The sequence below is a fragment of the Nostoc sp. CCY 9925 genome (assembly GCF_963920935.1).
Classification (GTDB): domain Bacteria; phylum Cyanobacteriota; class Cyanobacteriia; order Cyanobacteriales; family Nostocaceae; genus Nostoc.
The window spans coordinates 1-18588 of sequence record NZ_CAWUDO010000125.1 but is presented as its reverse complement, the minus strand read 5'-3'; the positions used below and the strand labels follow the sequence as shown (position 1 = coordinate 18588).

The window sequence follows — 18588 nt, the reverse complement described above, 5'->3', positions numbered from 1 at the left end:
ATTGGGAATAGTAATACTTTTACCTCCTGCCTCCTGCCTTCTGCCTTCTGCTATATCTAACAAGATTGAGCGATTTTTACCATCACTCAAACTCATTCAAGAAAATGCGATCGATGATGAAATCTCATCTTGTTATTTTTATAATATGTGATTTTCTAAACTGTCACCCCTTCTAACTCTTCATCTGTCAACTCATACAATTGGCGCAATTTATCTAACTTCTCACTATCAGTTTGCCAGAAACCACGCCCATGCGCCTCCAACATTCTGCCTACAATATTGCGGAAAGCTTCCGGATTTGCCTTGCGTAATTTATCCGCCATTTCTGCATCTAAAGCATAAGTATCAGCGGCTTGGTCATATACCCAATCATCGGTAAAATCGGCAGTACCACCCCAACCTATTAACGCCGTCATGCGTTGAGAAATTTCAAATGCACCACCCGAACCTTGATTCGCCATTGCTTGGGCCCATTTAGGATTTACTAATTTGCTGCGATACTCAATTCTGAGTAAATCATCTAAATTGCGAGGCGTAGTATCTTTTGAGAAACTTTCCACAAAACTGGTTGTAACTTTACCACCGCGTTGTTTTTCTGCGGCCTTTTTCAAACCGCCAGTGTTAGCATAATATTCCTGGATATCGGTTAAACCATATTCTACCGAATCGATTTCTTGTACAATGCGATCGCTTGTTTTTAATAACGTATTCAAAACTTCCGGTCTAGCTTGACCTTTATCTTCTCTACCATAGCTAAAAACATTCCGACTTTGCCAAGTATTGCCCAATTCTTCGCCAGATTCCCAGTTACCATCAACCACTTTATCATTTACCAAAGAACCAAAATCACCCGCCGGATTAGAAAACAATCTTGCCGATGCATTTTCTACACCTTGGGCTTTCAAAACTAAAGCATGTTTTCTAATAAAATTCTGATCTTCCGGTTCATTAATATCAGCCGCCCGTTGAAACAAATCATCCAACAATTCAATGATATTCACAAAACTATCGCGGAAAATTCCCGATAAATTTCCCAAAACATCAATGCGGGGATGCCCAACCTCTGCCAAAGACTTTAATTCATAACGAACAATTCGCCCAGTTCCTTCCTTAACAGGTTCAGCCCCCACCAATTCCAAAAGAATCCCCAAAGATTCACCCTTAGTTTTAATAGCATCCAATCCCCATAACATCACCGCCACAGTTTCCGGATATTTCCCATATTCTTCCAAATGCTGGGCGATAATTTTTCTACCAATTTCCCGTCCCCGTTCATAAGCCCCAGGCGAAGGCATCCGATAAGGATCTAAAGCATGAATATTCCTCCCAGTTGGCAAAACACCAACCCCATCCCGCAACAAATCACCACCAGGTGCAGGCGGAATATATTCCCCATTCAATCCCCTTAACAAATTCGTCAACTCATCCGTAGATTGCATCAACAAATCCCTTATTAATCCTTCCTCCTCTTCTCTTTCTTCTTTGCGTTCTTCTCTACGAGACGCTACGCGAATGCCCCTTTGCGGTTCGTTTATTTCTTCCTCCTCCCCAAAATAAGCCTCCAAATACGAAGCCAATTCTTCCTCATTCGGCCTTTCCCCGAACGTATGCAACCCCGAAGAAAACAAACGATTTTCTAAAACTTGCAAATACTCATACAACTCCACCAAATAATGTTCAAAAGCATGACTACTAAACATCCGCATATTTTCCGGACTAAAGGAAATACCCAACTTTTTCGCATCCTCAAACGGACAATCTGCATCTAAACCAGTATCCACAATTTTTTTACAAATCCCTTCCTTTAGCACATAATTCTTTTGTGGATCTTCCCGATACTCCGAGATTAAATCCCGCAACGCCATTAATTCCTTATATAACCCCGCCCGTCCATAAGGCGGTACATTGTGAGAAACTAACACACCATAACCGCGACGTTTTGCCAAAATCGACTCAGAAGGATTATTCGCTGCATATATATATAGATTAGGCAAATCTCCTAACAGAATATCCGACCAAGAATAACCAGTATTACCCAAAGGAGAACCAGGCAACCATTCCACCGTACCATGCATTCCAAAGTGAACTATGGCATCAGCTTGAAACTCATTTTGCAACCATTTATAGTAAGCAGCATATTGAGGATGCGGTGTTAAATCGCGTTCAAACATTAAGCGCATGGGGTCGCCTTGTATTCCCAAAGGTGGTTGTACGCCTATCCACACATTGCCTAATTGCACACCACCAATTTGGAATTCATCACCATAGGTTTTAATACCAGTCCCCGTGAGAGATTTCCATTGTTTTTCAATGCGAGATGTTTGCAGATATCCCAGCCATTTTTCTAATGTGCGGACGTTGACGGACGCGGGGACGCGGGGATGGGAGGACGCGGGGACGTTATTTGGGTCATTTAAAGTTTCATCTGCTTCTTTTACCCAGCGAATTAATTCTTCCCCATCTTCCGGTAAATCTCCGACGGTATAACCTTGGTCTTTGAGTGCAGAAACAAACTTCAAAAGACTACGGGGAACATTTAATAATGCAGCTGTGCCCACGGCACCGTAACCTGGGGGGAAGCCATATAAAATAACCGCAATCTTGCGTTCCGATGCAGGTTTTTGCCGCAAAGCCACCCAGCTTTTGACTCTACCAATTAATCGCTGTACTCGTTCGGGAATCAAATAAATATTTTCGCCTACTAAACCGCCGAGGGGAACAGTATCAATTGCACCATCTAATTCTGGTAACGCGTACAATACGACACTTTGCAAGCCGCCGACACCTTGACGCGTCCAGGAATAAATATCTTGAATTAATAGTGGCGCTGCAACAATATAAGGTACATTCTTCGCAGTGAGGATGCGCTTTGCTACTTCTACCTGACGCCCTGCTTCCATTGAACCAGCGGGTCCACCCACTAAAGGAAAGCCAATTGTAGAAACGATCGCATCTACCTTCACTGCTTCACTAGAAAGTGAGGGAGTCTCAATCTTACCTAATTGCCGTTGCTGACTTTCGTAGTCCGTTGTCATCCAATCTCGTACCGCCACATGTCCTTCCACGCCGTTGATGAACATCGGCAAAGGAATTAACCCAGCTGCTTCAAAACGACGAATCAGTTGGGGAATGTATGGTTGTTTGGTAATTACGTGTTTGCGGTAAAGAAGAATTCCGATAATCGGTTTTGTAGAGACGCGATTCATCGCGTCTTTAAAATAGGTTTGATACCATTCCAAATATTCGCGGGGTGATACAAAAAATCCTGGATAATCGGGATGAAGTAATCCCATATTCGGCGTTTCTACTGGCGGGGGAATGTCGCCGACTTTTAAACCCAGGTATTTTTCTGCCAGTGTCCAGAATAATGAAGCGACGTTTTCTGAACCGCCAGCATTCCAGTAACCATAGATAATTAACCAGTTGCGTAAGTCTTGGACTTTTTGTACTGGTACGTATTTGAGGAGTTTCGGGCCAATTTTTAAGAAGCTGATGTAACCAGCGAGTTTGTCTTCTTCTCGTCCGTTGCTGAATTTGTCGAGGATGAATTTAACTGGTTTGGGCATTCCTTTGGGTTTATCGCCAATGGCGAAGTCACCCAACTTGGTTAAACTCATCAATTCCAAGGCTGACTCAAACACCAGGCGGATGGAAATTTGAGCAATGCGATCGCGCAACCACACAACTTGGTCATAATCAAATAGTAAGCTGCCGAAAAATACATCCGCCCCATCGAGTGCTGCTTCTACTTCCAGGCGTTTACTGGTAAGATCGCGATCGCTAAATACCCGAATATCTAACTGTGGGCAGCGAGAGTTAGCCAAAAAAGCTGCTTTTCTGTACAAGTCAGCGTTAAACGATTCAAACCCAGCAACCAAGACGATGCGTTTCATGCCCGTAAGTTACGAAATATTTCTTTCTTTAAATTTTAAACGCGCTTTCAGACTGATTGTTAAATATCTACCAACAGGTTCACGTTAGTAGAATCCTGGCAAAAGCGCCTAATAACCCAAGCCCCAACTACAAAAATCTAGGCCTTTGCGTAGCTTCTCGTATTTTCAGTAGTCTATGGCTCTTATAAATGTATAAATTTTACCACGTATTCCTGAATAGTATCAAGCATTATGTGTTAAGCTGCTCAGGGTTAACGCAAAGGCAAGAGTAGGTAAGTCGGTGAGAATAAATCAAACTATGTTAACTAATATAACTTTAGCTAAACTGAGCTTGTAGTAAGGGCTTTAGCCCTTTTCTTAGGACTAAAGTCCTTACTACAAACATTGAATTTTTCACACCGTTCTACTTAGAGTGAAGTATTTAGGGGCTTTATCAGACCGCATTTACATTAGGCGATGCTTTTAGCTGGGGCATTCAACTAGGTACATTTGTCATGGCTTTCTACTTTTACCAAGCGTTATTATCTGAATTATGGGGGTAATTGCTGCATTTCATTTTATTGCAAGAATCACTCGGTTATTCTCGATTTTGATAAATTATGATGGTTGTGTTTTTTTATAACAGTTTCTCTTTATACAATCAGTGAATTATACCAAAAAAATCTCTTGTTCTGGTTGGCGCAAAAAATTATTTTTCTGTCAATACTACTAATGCTTAAAACAATCCGGTCATCGCCAAAAACTATTTTAAAAAAGTATTAATAAAATTTTTTATTTATAATTTTATAGAGTTTTGAACTAGTGTAAAAATAAGTCAGTTGAGGATGTAATTATGAAATTTGGAATTGATAGCGGGCACAATTGTCCACCAGACACAGGAGCTAGAGGAATCAAAATTGAGGATAATTTAACTCTAGATGTCGGTAATAGAGTTATAACCAAGTTAAGAGCTTTAGGACATGAAGTTGTTGTATGTAAACCAAGTAGTGCGAATACAGTAACTGAATCGCTTTCAAAAAGATGTTCTACAGCGAATGCCAGTAGAGTAGATACTTATGTCTCGATTCATTTTAATGCTTTTAACGGGCAAGCTAATGGCACAGAAGTATTTGCAACTAGCGACAATGGTAGAAAAATTGCTAAACCTGTATTAGATGAAATCGTCAAATTGGGATTTTTTAATCGCGGTGTTAAGAGTGGTTCCCATTTGTATGTTCTGAAAAATACAAATATGCCTGCGATTCTTGTAGAGTGCTGCTTCATTGATTCGGCAAAAGATATGAATCTTTTTAACCCCGAAACAATGGCAAATGCCATCGTCAAAGGCTTAACCGGTAAACTGCCAAGTGCCCCTGTTACCCCTGTACCAGACGAAGAGGACAATATAGATACTACTATTAAGAGACTGCAACAAGCCTTAAATCGGCTCCAAATAACCGATAAAAATGGTAAGACGTTAGTCGAAGATGGTATAAACGGCCCTAGCACAAAATCTGCCACAGAAAAATTTCAGACTATTGTTGGGGTGCAGCCGACTGGAGTTGCTGATGCAGCTACATGGAATGCCATAAATTTAATTTTGGCAAAACGAATTATCCGACCAAACCATGCTGGCGGTGCAGTTGTCAGATATTTGCAATACCGTGTAGGTGTTGAGGCTGATGGTGTCTACGGGCCACAAACAGAGGTTGCAATTAAAAACTTTCAAAAGCAAAATGGTTTGGAAGCCGATGGGATTGTTGGCCCTGCTAGTTGGCAGAAATTCATTGGTTAGACTAAAGCTGTTTTAAGTGTAAAGTATGAAGGATGAAGACAGCAGACAGAAGGCTATCAATAGAAATGAAAAACAAATAAGACTTGATGTTTTGTAGTTTATTCTTCATACTTCATACTTCAGCTTTTAGTCGGATTAGCCACGGTTTCGTTCTAACAGTAGCATCATCATCAAACTTAACAAAATTTGCTGCTCTTGGCGATCGCTGAGTTGATCCACAGCTTTGATGATAAATTTTCTGGAGAGGAAAGTGGGGATTTTCTCCAAACGCATCACAATTGTGCCATCATCTCGGCTCACTAAGTAGACTGGATTAAAAACATAACCAGTGAACATACCCACAATTGGGATTTCTGCAAAGAGGGCATCAGCAATTTTCACCCACGGATTTTTCTCCTGGATGTTCAAAGTAGTCGTGTCGCCATCAAAAATGTCATAACGCGCACGCCAAAGAGATTTTAATCCGCGTCGTTTTACTGAACCAATGTAAGTACCGTTGCTATCGGTAAAGTTATAGCGTGCCGAGAAGTCAATAATGCGATCTGCATTGATGTAGTATATGGGACGAGTTTGCTCAGCATCAGCAAAGATTGTAATTGCTTCCTTGAGCTTGAAGAGTTTCTGTTTGACATAGAAAGCCAAATTCCCTTGAGCATCAACAACAGACATTTGTGGTGCGAATGCCCAGAGTTTAAAGGTGAGTTCCAAAGGATACTGCATAGTTTTGGGAAAACAAGGAAATTGTCATCCTATTAATCCCAATTCCACGGCAAAACTAACATGATTAATAAATAACCAGGGCGTAGGAAGTCACCTATGCTGCTGACAGGAATTTGTTCAACTTGACAAGGTTTGCGTTTGATGAGTATCAATCGGCCTCGGTCACAGATAATTCCCTACCGCTCTGGTGCTTTTTTGGCGGTGAAGTTTCGCCAAAAGTATAAAAAGTAAAGGGCTTTCCAAGCCTATAACACTTATTTGTAATTTATTGTATAATGGCACACATTTTTCCTATTTCCGTTTTCAATTGCCTAATCTTTCCCCTGTCTCCTCCTCCTCTTGGTTCATCGATTATCTTCAGTTACAATCAAATTCGAGTCAACCAAAAATTATCTGAATTTGAGCATGAGTCTAAGTGAGATCGGACAAAAGATAGCTGGGTTTATAAAAATTGTATCTATAGTTTTAATAACTAGTGCAATAGGGTTAGAATTATCAAACATTTTTGGAGTATTAAATACTAACGAAATTCCTCATAATCTGACTCCAATTTTCGCTATAGCGAGAGTTGCACTTATAGCTCATTTATTTGAAGGAATAATAGCAGCTATTTATGCTGGTTCAAAAAGTAAACTGCCATTTCAATATGGAATTTATACTTTTTTCGTAGGCACGGTTGGTTTAGTGGAATTATTTAGGCAAGAAAATAGTTAGTTTTAATTGCTCAGAATAGTTAAAAAATTAGCATAAAAACCACTCTGATTTCAATAGGTAATGGGTAGAGTAGCACAACTATGCTACCCTACAAAGATTTATTTTCATCTATGGTTAATTATTTTTTTGTACTTATACAATTCAATTAATGATTGCAACACATTCATGAGTCAAGACGCGATGAATCGCGTCTCTACAATATGGTTTATTTATTCCATTGTTTTTTCCAATTGGTATTACCTGTGTGGAAATAGCTATAAAATTTTAGCCAAAGTAATACGATGTGTCGTAAGTGGCTGTCCATTCAGGTTTATAGGTGGTAAGAGAGCCAAGGAAGAAAAGAGCGATCGCCCAAGGAGATATTATTACTCTATCGAGCATTGAATTTGAATTGGCGATCGCACTACTGTATGAAGATGTTGTATTTGCAGTAGAAGAATAGCAGGCAGCAAGATTTCACACATTGAGGACTGCTATATATTAGTTGCAATTGTCAACATCAGTCTGACTCGTTAGGATGGCATTAGAAATTTATAGCATTTGAGTATGACCAAGCAAGATACTCCACTTACCGGAGATATGCTGATAAAAGAAGTCTGTCGGCGGATTAGAGTAGCCCGCAGCTATTGGGATGCTCACAACAATGCTGCTTGTCGCGGTGAACGCGATCGCGCCTTAGCCCTTTACAACACCCTCAGTAAAGAACAAAAAGAACAGATTCCCCAAGTGTTGCGGGTGTGGTTGCGTTACCGCAGTGAGAAATACTTTGGCGCACACCGAACACCCCCAAAATCAGCACGAAAATCAAAATAGTCCAATTCCTAGTCAGACAAGTCCTACCCCACTACTGTTGTGTAAGCAAGCTGGTGGTTGTCGGAGGTAAGGCGATCGCGTTTCCATTTTGGTGAATACTAAATATATAGAGCAATACGGTTCAGTTAAGGATAATTGTAGTAGCGTGGCAAGCTTAAGGTTTTTGGCACTAACTGAACTGTATTGATATATAGAGAGATAGTGATTAGCAAATTTCTGGTTACTCACTTGAAGACCAGCGTACAGGCAACAGTGCGCCCAGGCTAAAAACCACAGCTAATCCACCCATACCAAACATCCCCCAAGGTACTAAGCCTTCAAGCGGATTCACCACACGCGCTGTACTTATCGGTTGTTTAGGATCGTAACGTACCACTACCATGTGGCCATTGCTGGAGCGGTAGGACTCATAATTACCTGTAAAGCGAGTGCGTTCACCATTGGCTAGAAACTCGATAACTGGCGCATAGGTTTCTTTTTCCTGATTGTTCGTACTGCTGCGATCGCGACGACTAATGCTGTCCACCACTGTACCCCGTGTTTCATTTAGCGTTGCACTTTCATGGGTGACTATGTTACGCACCCAAAAACCGCCCCCAATGAACAGCAGTCCAATGGCCAGACCAATACTAGCGCTTAGTTTGTCGTCAAAAGTGCTTTGATGAGGTTTGAAATTCATGGGTTTGACGATAAGACAACAATAAATTCATCACAGCATCTGGTACTAGCTCAAGTAGCCTAACAACAGTTTACATTTGAAACATTTCTATTTGGCACTACTAAGCTGATAACTGCGTCAACTCTCTTGCTGCTAAATTACTGTATCAGTTTTCCTGGTGTAGCAATTTAACATTTATATGGAATGAATATAACCAAATTAACGGACGTTGAGTAAGTAGAATGACAACTCAGTTTTGGGAAAAAAGCAGAGAAATTAATGCGACTCTAAATAACTTACTATTTAAGCCTGTGAACAGAGGGGTACTACTAGGTCTAAGCAAGCTTGGCACAGCAAGTCAACAAATATCGCCTTTGATTAATAAAGCTTGGTGGCTTTTAAGAAAGCGTCTGCTGCCATTATTGTGTCTGATATCATTCTTTGCGGTAGTGCAACTCAACAACTTTGCCCCGGCTGTTGCCCAACTACCTCGTCAGGAAATTCGGGGGGTGTGGCTAAGTGGTAACGATTTTAGCGTTTTCCGAAATCGCTCACAAGTGCAAGCTGCCATGAGCCAACTGCGGCAGTTAAACTTTAATACTGTTTATCCCGTAGTCTGGAATGATGGTTATACACAATATCCCAGCGCCATCATGCAGAAAAAGGGTATCCCTTTTTTCTTCAAGGGAACAGATGGACAAGATGTGATTGCAGACATTATCAGCCAAGCCCGCAGCCAAGGACTACTAGCAATACCCTGGTTTGAATTTGGTTTCATGGTTCCGCTAACTTCGGAACTGGCATCGCAGCATCCAGATTGGCTAACACAAAAGCAGGATGGGACTCAAACTTCAATTACTGCTGCGGGTGAAGTAGCGTGGTTGAATCCCTTTCACCCGGAAGTGCAAAACTTTATCCGCGAACTCGTCCTCGAAGTTATTGCGAAATACAATGCTGATGGCGTTCAATTTGACGACCATACGAGCTTACCTGTAGATTTTGGTTACGATAAGTACACAATTAATCTATATACTCAAGAAACTGGGAATCCTCCTCCACCCAATCCCCAAGCCCAAGCATGGATAAAATGGCGGGCAGATAAAATTACTGCCTTCATGGTAGACCTCCACCAAACTGTCAAAGCCCGAAAACCGAATGCCATCTTCTCAGTTTCTCCCAATTACTATGATTTTGCTTACAAGCTGCAACTGCAAGATTGGCTTAACTGGGTACGGTTGGGTATTGTCGATGAGTTGGTTATGCAGGTGTACCGTAACGATTTAGAAAGTTTTATCGCTCAAATTACCCGCCCAGAAATTTTAGAAACACAACAAGTCATCCCAACTGGTATCGGTATTATGGCGGGGTTACGAAATCGTCCAGTTTCCATCGCACAAATCCAATCCCAGGTAGTAGCAGCGCAACAACGGGGTTTAGGTATCGGCTTTTTCTACTACGAAAGCCTTTGGGATATTGCACCCGAACCAGCAGCCCAACGCCAATCAGCATTTGCGGCTCTTTTTCGCAATTCAGCATTGCGCGACATCTCTCAAAATACACCCCGCCAGCCAACTTTTAACACCATATCCCTGCCTTTATATCCAAAACCTTCCCTCGGTCAACGCGTTCGCGGTTATTTTCTGGAAGTAGCGATCGCAGGTGGTCAACCAAAACGTGTTTTATTAGATACAGGATCGGCAGGGCTAAGAGTTCCCCAAGAGTTTTTAGGTAATGCTCCCATCGAAAGAACAGGTGAAACTATCAAGGAGGTCTTAAGTGATGGTACTATCCTGGAGGGAGAACTAGTTTATACTAATGTCCGGTTTGGTTTGATTCCCGCCGCAGAACCTGTTGCCGTACAGGTTGTTACTAGTCGCCAATGTACTGCCCAAAAACCTAAATGTTCCGCAAATAGTGGTGTGCCATTCTCTGGTATTGTCGGTGTCAACTATTCTGAAAAGTCACTTCCCTATAATCCGTTGAGAAAATTACCAGGCAATCTCAGTAATGGATTTATAGTGACGGGAAATGGTGGCAGTAACAAAAATGGCAGCTTAATTCTCGGTTTAACTGCTGAGAATCAAACAGGTTTCAAAATGGCTTCTTGGAGTCAACAACCAGAAATTAATGGTGTACCCGGTAAAAGATGGGACTCTCGATTGAGCAAAGTTTGTTTAACTCTTGCTGGGAGTTCTGCGAAAAATTCTTGTAATGCCATAGCGATCGCTGATACTGCAACTATTAGTGGTTTGGCTGAATTCAAGTCAGCTTCTACAGCAGGAAAACTCAAACCAGGAGTATTAGGTTCAGCAAATACTGTGAAAGTAGCAATTAATGGCATTTTTGATTACAGTCTAGTACCGGGAAACCGCGACGGATTTAATCGCTGGAATTTGAGTATCTCACCACAATCACAACTGAGTATGTTTGTAAACCCTGGAATTGCATTTTTTGATAAATACGATGTCCTCTTTGACCAAGTTAATGGAAAACAGGGTTTTCGGAGCCGGCGCTAAAGCGATCGCAAGACTTCATACCAATTCAAAATTCAAAATGACGCTCGCAGACACGGCTTAGCTGCGCTAACAAAATTCAAAATTAAGAAATCCTTGTTTGACAAGGGTTTCTAGATTTGGATCTGTTTCAAACTTTTAGTGAATTGGTATCAGCTGTTGCAAGCCAACCAAAGCCACTGAGTTTGCGTTGCTCCGGTCAAAATTCACTTAGATATTAGAGGATGTTTGAAAAGTATTGGGCGAGTAACAATTTAGACTTTTTGCAGAAGTGGGGCACAGGGGAAAGGGCAACCTCCGCCAGGGAAAAGGGAAGATCCCTCCTTTTCGCTTCTTCAAGGAACCAATATTGAATCAGAACGAATTATCCCTGCCTCTTGAATGGTTGTAAAAGCATTTTCTCCTATAATCCGATGAGCCGCAGTTGTCGGATGAATGCCATCCCAAAACAAAAACTGGTCTGGATTCTTACAAATGTTAGAGCCAGAGATACAGGGACTGATGACATTTGTAAAACCAAATGCCGCCGGATTTACCATCGCATTTCGGTATAAGCTGTTAGCATCTAAAGTCGCAATCTGAAGCTGGGAATTTTGTTGAATCAATACTTTGAGTGAGCGTCTTAAGCTTTGATTATGTGCTTGTGTTAATGCACTCAAACTGACAGAATTAGTAGTGTTTTTGGTTGCAGGTAACTGTCCTAAATCTGGTAAATTTGCTACCAAAATATTTCTGGCACCTGTATCAGCAAGCAAATTAATTGCACTAATGACATTTTTCACAGGAACAGTTGCACTGCTTAGTCCCTGCAAATAATCATTTGCCCCTGCCCACAAAATATATAAACCATCTGAATTGGTCTTTTGATATGTCTGGGTAAACGACTGCACTTGGTTGAGTAAACTAGGTACATAACTGTTACTAGTACTGCCAGTGGTTGCTCCTCCGTAAGCAAAATTGTTAGTTTGTTTAGAGGACAGATGCAAGCGATCGCTTAGATACTCAATCCAAATTCGACCATTCGAGTAACGCCCCTGAAAATAAGTTGCATTAGGTGGATACATTCTTCCTGTCGCTTGGAATACCATTCCTGTATCTAAAAGACTGTCTCCAAATATATATATTCCTGTAACAGTATGAGTTTTATCCATAAATTCTTTGTGCACACCCATAGTGAAAATTAAAAGGGCAAACCCTGTTATTAGAAGCCAGTTTTTTCTTCGCATCAAACTTTTTTGTAAAACTTAAGAGCCTACAGTTTTGACTGTCAGTCTTAAACTTCATTACAACTCTTGTTGATAATTATCACTCTGAGTAAAGATTGAGCTTGTAATTAGCACTTCTCTAACCCAGATTCCGCAGGTGCGATCGTAAAATGCTGTATTTTTAAAAATGACCTAAATGCTGCATTTTAGAAGCATGACAGCATCACCATTAGATATAAGAGTACAAGATATTGACCACTGCGGCATAGTCGCAGGCATATGTGACGAAATGGAACTAGTAGAGCAAATCAACCGGCGACAGGCTCAATGCGGCAAAGCGATTTCAAGAAGCCGCCCTTCATGCGTCTACAAGTCTCACCAGATAAAGTTTAATGGAAGATGCCGCTAAATGGTCGGCAACTGGTCTTGAAAACCAGGGTATAGGCAACTGTAGGGGTACCCTCCGGGAAGCAAGCTACGATTCCTCCATCTTCCACCTGAAGCCGAAAAGCGAGGCGCTGTGCTGATGCTAAATGTTGATCAACTTTCGTTTGGATCAACATTTAGCATCAGCAAAAGTATGAAGAGCAACAGTTTGACAATCCAATGACTGATAGCAACTCCCAAAATGATGCAGACCAGCCCGATGACTACTACTAAAACGCGCCACGCATCGTCAGAGATAGTTTTCAAACCCCGGCAAGAGATGACTATACCAATCGTAACTAGAGCCAAGCCTATTATTGTCTCTCGCATCATCTCTTCCAGTTCTCGATAACTGAAGGCATAGAGACAATACCACCGGATGGATTGCAGAATGACCTCAGGCAGGAAGTGATACTAATTTATAATTCGTAATGACGCTCTCTACGAGACGCTAAAAGCGAACGCGGACTCGCTACCGCTACGCTAATGTAATTCGTAATTAAGACATATCGAAAAAGGTTTGATTAAGGCTGTTTACTCATAGTCTTTAAGGATGGGAGACTTTCCTTTAACTTGAGGTAGGAGCCAGCCAAAGGGCTAAGTTTCGCACATAGGCTTTAATATGTTCAAGAGCTTGTGGGTTTTGCTTCATCCCATCTCCAGGGGGTTCGGTTACAAAGCTAGGTGCGCCCATATCAACATCCCAATTGTAGTCGGCGAAATGGTGGAAGCTTGATTCAGCGATCGCACGTCCTAAAATATTTCCTTGTTCATCCTGCGTACTTTCAAAAGCAACTACTAAGTTGAAGTCCCGACCGGAGACTGAGCTTGTACCCAAGGCAATTACTCGTGCATTCTTCTCGTTTGCAGGCACACCTACGGCTCCTTCATGGGGATGAGCCGGAAAGAATTCAATCTCCTCAGAAGGTGATGTAGGATTCTTGAGTAAGTCATGAATAGGTTCTATGAGAGTAATTTTCTCGTAGTCACCATTTAACCCAGAATGGAAGTTGGGCCAGGAAATATACTTAGTGTAGATGTCATCAGGGTAGTGGTGCGAGGGATCGGGATCGGGATTCTTACTGTGAAAGTAATGGGCTGCGCCGACACCACCAAGATTGCAAACCGAACAACCTACATCCTGATGGTCACGGCTGACCAATAAACCGCCGCCGCGCTGACGGAAGGCACTGATGCTCTGACACTCTTTTGGAGTTATGCCATCCCCTACATCCACAGCAAACAGCCACAGTTCATCAAAATCTGAATTATCCAGCGTACTTAAAACTGGATCGTTTTTTTCAGAAGTATTTTCTCGATCCCTTGCTGTTACCTGGTACAGGGGTTCCCCAGTGTCACTTTTCAACGAAGCTAAATAGTCCTTTAGCAAAGAAAATCGCCCAATATACCAATCATCTTCATTGGTGGGAATTGTTGTCTGTAACAGAATTTGAATCGGTTTAGTCATGATCTCACTCCCTAGGGTTCCTCTTGCAGCATGAGCTAATTACTAGATCAACGTGGGAATTGTAGCGAGATAATCTAAGCAAAAAATGAGGACGTTTAAAGAGCAATGCTTTTGTGAAAGCAGAGATAAGTGTTTCTAAACGCAATTTAGTATCAGTATCTACTCAGATTTTCCTTAGATTTGCCAACTAACGTTAGGGCAGATTCGTTGAGAAGATAAGGAAATGGGAAAAATTGGACAAATCCTAGATTCAGGCTTGGTTAACTGATTCGTCTTTGTAGAGAGGTATAAGACCTATGGTTAACAAAATTGTAACTACATTTGAACAAGACCATAACCGACCAGAATCAAAAGAATTTTATTGGAAACATTTTCTCTATGGTCTAGTTTGGCTGACGGTGCTAATGCTGGGATATGGAGGATTGGGATGGACTCTCTGGCTTGATCGCCATTTCTCGACGATTGCAATACCGATGTTCATTTTGGCAATTGCCGCAGTCCGTGCCTGCATACTCACTGGCTTTCCCGTCTGGGCGGGATTGTTATCTCTCACATTCGGTTCTGCATGGATTCTAACTGGAGCATCGATATCAAGCGGATTATTGGGCTGGGCAATAGCGATCGCTCTATCCTGGATTGGCATTTTTACCCTGGATATGGCATTAGACCAGTCCGTCGAACATTTGTTACTAATAGAGTTTAGCCGAACTGAAGTTTTTTCAATTCTAACAGCCATCTGCGCTACTGGCGCTATTGCGGGATGGATACTCCCAATTTTTCTCACTTGAATACAGGGCATGTTATGGAACTGGGAATGATAGGACTAGGACGAATGGGAGCTAACATGGCACACCGTCTAACCCAGGCTGGACATACCGTCATTGGCTACACTCGTCAGCCACAAAAAGCAGAGGTGCTGGTTCAGGAAGGAGCGATCGCTCGTGGCGTGACCTCATTTGTTGACCTAGTCGATGCACTTACAAAACCCCGCATCATTTGGCTGATGCTGCCAGCAGCGACAGTGGATGCTACCTTGCATACCCTCGTGCCGTTTTTAGCTGCTGACGATATTATCATTGATGGCGGCAATTCTTACTACGTTGATGATATCCGTCGTGCCGATCAGTTAAAACTTAAAGAAATTGAATATATTGATTGTGGAACCAGCGGCGGTATTTGGGGGGTAGAACGTGGTTACTGTCTGATGATTGGCGGCAGAGTGGCAGTTGTGAAATATCTTGACCCGATCTTTGCAGACCTGGCTCCGGGTGTAGCAGCTGCACCCCGCACACCCGATCGTGAGTTAATCGGGGGAACGGCTGAACAGGGCTATTTGCATTGTGGCTCTCACGGTGCAGGACACTTTGTCAAAATGGTTCACAACGGCATTGAATACGGCATCATGGCAGCCTATGCCGAAGGGTTGAACATTCTTCACCATGCCAATATTGGCAAACAGTTGCATCAAGTCGATGCAGAAACGGCTCCCTTGCGAAATCCGGAATTCTACCAATACGACTTTAATCTCGCAGATATAGCAGAGGTGTGGCGCAGGGGCAGCGTAATTAGCTCTTGGTTACTCGATTTAATAGCTATGGCGCTCGTCAAAGACCCAGACTTAACCGACTTTGGGGGACGCATATCCGACTCTGGAGAAGGTCGATGGACACTAATGGCAGCCATTGAAGAAGCAGTTCCAACTCCCGTCCTTAGTACAGCTCTTTACACACGATTTAGCTCTCGCGGTCAATCAGAATTTGCAAATAAACTCATCTCTGCGTTGCGCTACGAGTTTGGTGGGCATTTGGAAAAATGACACGGGGATTTTAATCAGCTTTCTTCCCCTCTGCTCCCCTGCCCCCCTGCTCCCCTGCTTCCCCTCTCCGCGTCGATATGGAGGTTAATCATGGCAGCTTTACTCTCCGATGCCCTGGTATTTTTTGGGATCACAAGTGATTTAGGTTACAAAAAAATCTTTCCTGCCTTACAGGCGATGATTCAGCGCGGTCATTTTGACATCCCGATTATTGGAGTGGGTAGGCGAGATTGGAGCATCGAACAATTACGATCTTATGTGCGTAAGAGCCTGGAGGAACAGGTAGGCGTTGATGAGGCAGCTTTCCAGAAACTGTGTTCATTACTTTACTATATTTTTGGTGATTATAGCGATCGCGCCACCTATGATAAATTATGCCAGGTACTCCAAATAGCTGAAGCTCCTCTGTATTACTTAGCCATTCCTCCCAGTTTGTTTGCGACGGTTGTCGAAGGGTTAGGTCAATCAAGTTGTGTAAAGAATGGTCGCGTTATGGTAGAAAAACCCTTTGGAAGCGATCTAGAATCGGCTAGAATGCTGAACTGCATTCTGCACTCTATCTTTCCCGAAAGTCATATTTTTCGGATTGACCATTACTTAGGAAAAGAACCAGTCCAAAACCTTCTCTACACTCGCTTCGCCAATTCATTACTCGAACCGATTTGGCATCGCGTCAGTATTGCCAGCATCCAAATCACGATGGCTGAAAAATTTGGCATCGATGGACGGGGACAGTTTTATGAAGAGACAGGCGCTATTCGGGATGTGGTGCAAAATCATCTACTTCAGGTGACGGCGTGTTTAATGATGGATCCGCCCATCAACGAGCAGCATGAAGCCATCCGAGATGAAAGAGCGCGATTGCTCAAATCCATAGATCCAATCGAACCCTCAAATGTAGTGCGCGGGCAGTACAAGGGCTATCGCCAGGAATCTGGTGTAGCTCCTGATTCCAAGGTCGAAACCTTCGCGGCGGTTAAGCTCAACATTGATACTTGGCGCTGGGCTAGCGTTCCGATTTACATTCGTGCAGGCAAATGTTTACCGAGTACAACTACTGAAGTTGTGGTCAGGCTCAAGCGTCCGCCGCAGGATGTTTTTGGCGAGCGTGCCTTTGGATTAGCAAATTATTTCTACTTTCGTCTTAGTCCAAATGTGCTGACTGCGATCGGCATTCGCTCTAAAACCCCAGGCGACGGAATGGTGGGTAGCGAAGTCGGACTAGTCGCTCAAGTCGAGCATGGCAATGAGATGAATCCCTACGAGCGGCTTTTTGAAGATGCCATGAAAGGCGACTCCATGTTGTTTGCTCGCCAGGATGAAGTAGAAGCACAGTGGCAAATTGTCGCTCCTATCCTAGATCGAGCAACCCCTGTTTACGAATACGCACCCCATAGCTGGGGGCCTCCTTTGGCGGATCACATGATTCCCCCCGACGGTGGTTGGCATAATCCTAATGAGACGTGATATCTTCCTATACTGTACTCGAAGAGTTGGTATTGGTTTTCAAGTTTACTCATTAATGCATCTCTCCCATGTCTCAAATCGCAATTATAGAAGCCTTCGCCGAACTAAATTTCCGGCAGTCCCATTTTTTTCATCACCTCTAGCAGCAGAACAACATCATCGATTCGTTCTGAAATTATTCGTTGGGGTATGTGTGCCATTTTTCACTCTTACCACCTAAAGTTACTTCACAACAAGTTTTTTGCTGGGACAAGGCTTGGCGAGTGCCTGTTTTCGGAAAGCTTGCTTCTTCACATATCCCCTATTTCATCAAATTCATTCTCTATTACGCGAACGGTGAGTATTAGATAGTCTTCATAGCGGTAGTAATAAAAATCTCACAGACTTGAGCGACGAGGAAAGGTGGTTTGCCCGTGAATACTTCCCGACGCTGATTGACGAAGCCGAATCATCGCCATCTGATGCCTTAAATCACATAGCTGAGGTGGCTACAGTCCTTACTATGACCAAGTTCCGGCGAATTGTGGATTTCTCCACGCCTCAAGTTAAAGCTGACTTACTGATGATTATCTTGCGTTGTCTGCCCACTGAAGTTTACTCAGACTTTGCCCCACTGCAAGCTGTAACTAACCCGACAGTGACCTGATAAAATTTATCGGTTTTCATTTCTACTGACCTATCAGTAGTAAAAGATGCTCTGCTTCATGATTGTGTACTTAATCATTAGGTGAGCGTCCGGTTCACTATGTCTTGTCACGCTTTTTGAACCCCAGAAAGAGCGTGAGTGCATTAAAATTATCCACTGAATTTTTGATTCAGTGGTGCTTCTAGGTCGTGAGTTCAAGCTACCAGTGATTGTAACTGCGAATTGTGAATTGGTAATTGCGAATTGGATTGACAATCACAGCCTGTGTGACCACAGCCTTGCCCATTGGGATGATTATTGGCACATTCTTCTCCACAGTAAGCTTTACCATCTTTGATGACAGCATCAGTCAGAGAAACAACGCATAGGCAAGATGGACAAGCACATTTCATTTGAGTAACGGTTGTAGTCATGGATAACCAGTAAACCAAAAAGTTTTTCTCCAAAGAGCGATCGCTAAAATATTTACATTTTT

Annotated in this window: 15 protein-coding genes, 1 tRNA gene and 2 pseudogenes; 11 read left to right on the top strand and 7 right to left on the bottom strand. The window is 42.6% G+C overall.

Going from position 1 to position 18588, the window contains the following annotated elements; all coding sequences use genetic code 11:
• Nucleotides 1-155 precede the first annotated feature (155 nt).
• On the bottom strand, nucleotides 156-3893 hold the full coding sequence (gene bchH, locus ACM0OY_RS34995; protein ID WP_414573352.1) for a magnesium chelatase subunit H: 3738 nt from the start codon (nucleotides 3891-3893) through the stop codon (nucleotides 156-158).
• A gap of 832 nt (nucleotides 3894-4725) precedes the next feature.
• Between bchH and ACM0OY_RS34990 the strand changes: the two genes are divergently transcribed.
• Nucleotides 4726-5667, top strand: coding sequence for an N-acetylmuramoyl-L-alanine amidase (locus ACM0OY_RS34990; RefSeq protein WP_414573351.1), 942 nt, complete (start codon nucleotides 4726-4728; stop codon nucleotides 5665-5667).
• A gap of 135 nt (nucleotides 5668-5802) precedes the next feature.
• Here the strand turns inward: ACM0OY_RS34990 and ACM0OY_RS34985 are convergent, their stop codons facing one another.
• Complete coding sequence (locus ACM0OY_RS34985) at nucleotides 5803-6387, bottom strand: hypothetical protein (protein WP_414573350.1); 585 nt, start codon at nucleotides 6385-6387, stop codon at nucleotides 5803-5805.
• Between the two features lie 405 nt (nucleotides 6388-6792).
• Here ACM0OY_RS34985 and ACM0OY_RS34980 point away from each other — a divergent pair, with 405 nt between their 5' ends.
• The 3 genes and pseudogenes from ACM0OY_RS34980 to ACM0OY_RS34970 all read left to right on the top strand — a co-directional run bounded on the left by ACM0OY_RS34980 (nucleotide 6793) and on the right by ACM0OY_RS34970 (nucleotide 7914).
• Entirely contained in the window at nucleotides 6793-7101 is a 309-nt protein-coding gene (locus tag ACM0OY_RS34980; protein WP_414573349.1) for a hypothetical protein, read from the top strand.
• A 355-nt stretch (nucleotides 7102-7456) separates the two neighbouring features.
• A pseudogene (locus tag ACM0OY_RS34975) lies at nucleotides 7457-7543 on the top strand (Uma2 family endonuclease); the annotation flags it as partial.
• A gap of 104 nt (nucleotides 7544-7647) precedes the next feature.
• Nucleotides 7648-7914: a Precorrin-3B methylase gene (locus ACM0OY_RS34970; protein ID WP_414573348.1), complete on the top strand. Its 267-nt coding sequence runs from the start codon at nucleotides 7648-7650 to the stop codon at nucleotides 7912-7914.
• Nucleotides 7915-7926: 12 nt separating this feature from the next.
• Here ACM0OY_RS34970 and ACM0OY_RS34965 read toward each other — a convergent pair whose 3' ends face one another.
• Both ACM0OY_RS34965 and ACM0OY_RS34960 read right to left on the bottom strand, forming a co-directional pair.
• Nucleotides 7927-8142, bottom strand: coding sequence for a hypothetical protein (locus ACM0OY_RS34965; protein ID WP_414573347.1), 216 nt, complete (start codon nucleotides 8140-8142; stop codon nucleotides 7927-7929).
• Nucleotides 8135-8593 (bottom strand): DUF3592 domain-containing protein, encoded by a 459-nt coding sequence (locus tag ACM0OY_RS34960; protein ID WP_414573346.1) that lies wholly within the window; start codon nucleotides 8591-8593, stop codon nucleotides 8135-8137. The genes ACM0OY_RS34965 and ACM0OY_RS34960 overlap by 8 nt, the downstream gene beginning before the upstream one ends.
• A gap of 221 nt (nucleotides 8594-8814) precedes the next feature.
• Here ACM0OY_RS34960 and ACM0OY_RS34955 point away from each other — a divergent pair, with 221 nt between their 5' ends.
• Complete coding sequence (locus ACM0OY_RS34955) at nucleotides 8815-11088, top strand: glycoside hydrolase family 10 protein (RefSeq protein WP_414573345.1); 2274 nt, start codon at nucleotides 8815-8817, stop codon at nucleotides 11086-11088.
• A gap of 332 nt (nucleotides 11089-11420) precedes the next feature.
• Here ACM0OY_RS34955 and ACM0OY_RS34950 read toward each other — a convergent pair whose 3' ends face one another.
• Nucleotides 11421-12236 (bottom strand): SGNH/GDSL hydrolase family protein, encoded by an 816-nt coding sequence (locus ACM0OY_RS34950; protein WP_414573344.1) that lies wholly within the window; start codon nucleotides 12234-12236, stop codon nucleotides 11421-11423.
• A 268-nt stretch (nucleotides 12237-12504) separates the two neighbouring features.
• Between ACM0OY_RS34950 and ACM0OY_RS34945 the strand changes: the two are divergent.
• Both ACM0OY_RS34945 and ACM0OY_RS34940 read left to right on the top strand, forming a co-directional pair.
• Nucleotides 12505-12606, top strand: a pseudogene (locus ACM0OY_RS34945) (DUF4277 domain-containing protein); the annotation flags it as partial.
• A gap of 78 nt (nucleotides 12607-12684) precedes the next feature.
• Nucleotides 12685-12786, top strand: a tRNA-Ser gene (locus ACM0OY_RS34940).
• 498 nt (nucleotides 12787-13284) lie between these two features.
• On the opposite strand, the gene ACM0OY_RS34935 is transcribed toward ACM0OY_RS34940, so the two are convergent.
• On the bottom strand, nucleotides 13285-14184 hold the full coding sequence (locus ACM0OY_RS34935; RefSeq protein WP_414573343.1) for a hypothetical protein: 900 nt from the start codon (nucleotides 14182-14184) through the stop codon (nucleotides 13285-13287).
• A gap of 296 nt (nucleotides 14185-14480) precedes the next feature.
• Here ACM0OY_RS34935 and ACM0OY_RS34930 point away from each other — a divergent pair, with 296 nt between their 5' ends.
• The 4 genes from ACM0OY_RS34930 (at nucleotide 14481) to ACM0OY_RS34915 (ending at nucleotide 18113) form a co-directional block, all read left to right on the top strand.
• Nucleotides 14481-14972, top strand: coding sequence for a hypothetical protein (locus ACM0OY_RS34930; RefSeq protein WP_414573342.1), 492 nt, complete (start codon nucleotides 14481-14483; stop codon nucleotides 14970-14972).
• Between the two features lie 14 nt (nucleotides 14973-14986).
• The gene (gnd, locus tag ACM0OY_RS34925; protein WP_414573341.1) at nucleotides 14987-16000 is read left to right on the top strand and encodes a phosphogluconate dehydrogenase (NAD(+)-dependent, decarboxylating); all 1014 of its coding nucleotides are present in this window, start codon (nucleotides 14987-14989) and stop codon (nucleotides 15998-16000) included.
• A gap of 90 nt (nucleotides 16001-16090) precedes the next feature.
• Nucleotides 16091-17467, top strand: coding sequence for a glucose-6-phosphate dehydrogenase (gene zwf / locus ACM0OY_RS34920; RefSeq protein ID WP_414573340.1), 1377 nt, complete (start codon nucleotides 16091-16093; stop codon nucleotides 17465-17467).
• 385 nt (nucleotides 17468-17852) lie between these two features.
• Nucleotides 17853-18113: a hypothetical protein gene (locus ACM0OY_RS34915; protein WP_414573339.1), complete on the top strand. Its 261-nt coding sequence runs from the start codon at nucleotides 17853-17855 to the stop codon at nucleotides 18111-18113.
• A gap of 194 nt (nucleotides 18114-18307) precedes the next feature.
• Here the strand turns inward: ACM0OY_RS34915 and ACM0OY_RS34910 are convergent.
• The coding region (locus ACM0OY_RS34910; protein ID WP_414573338.1) for a metallothionein at nucleotides 18308-18588 on the bottom strand (281 nt) is incomplete at its 5' end.

Excerpts from the sequence above, each read along its gene's own strand:
- gnd (WP_414573341.1), top strand. The coding sequence starts at position 14,987 with ATGGAACTGGGAATGATAGGACTAGGACGAATGGGAGCTAACATGGCA.
- bchH (WP_414573352.1), bottom strand. The coding sequence starts at position 3,893 with ATGAAACGCATCGTCTTGGTTGCTGGGTTTGAATCGTTTAACGCTGAC.
- ACM0OY_RS34990 (WP_414573351.1), top strand. The coding sequence starts at position 4,726 with ATGAAATTTGGAATTGATAGCGGGCACAATTGTCCACCAGACACAGGA.
- ACM0OY_RS34960 (WP_414573346.1), bottom strand. The coding sequence starts at position 8,593 with ATGAATTTCAAACCTCATCAAAGCACTTTTGACGACAAACTAAGCGCT.
- ACM0OY_RS34955 (WP_414573345.1), top strand. The coding sequence starts at position 8,815 with ATGACAACTCAGTTTTGGGAAAAAAGCAGAGAAATTAATGCGACTCTA.
- ACM0OY_RS34935 (WP_414573343.1), bottom strand. The coding sequence starts at position 14,184 with ATGACTAAACCGATTCAAATTCTGTTACAGACAACAATTCCCACCAAT.
- ACM0OY_RS34950 (WP_414573344.1), bottom strand. The coding sequence starts at position 12,236 with ATGGATAAAACTCATACTGTTACAGGAATATATATATTTGGAGACAGT.
- zwf (WP_414573340.1), top strand. The coding sequence starts at position 16,091 with ATGGCAGCTTTACTCTCCGATGCCCTGGTATTTTTTGGGATCACAAGT.
- ACM0OY_RS34980 (WP_414573349.1), top strand. The coding sequence starts at position 6,793 with ATGAGTCTAAGTGAGATCGGACAAAAGATAGCTGGGTTTATAAAAATT.
- ACM0OY_RS34970 (WP_414573348.1), top strand. The coding sequence starts at position 7,648 with ATGACCAAGCAAGATACTCCACTTACCGGAGATATGCTGATAAAAGAA.
- ACM0OY_RS34985 (WP_414573350.1), bottom strand. The coding sequence starts at position 6,387 with ATGCAGTATCCTTTGGAACTCACCTTTAAACTCTGGGCATTCGCACCA.
- ACM0OY_RS34930 (WP_414573342.1), top strand. The coding sequence starts at position 14,481 with ATGGTTAACAAAATTGTAACTACATTTGAACAAGACCATAACCGACCA.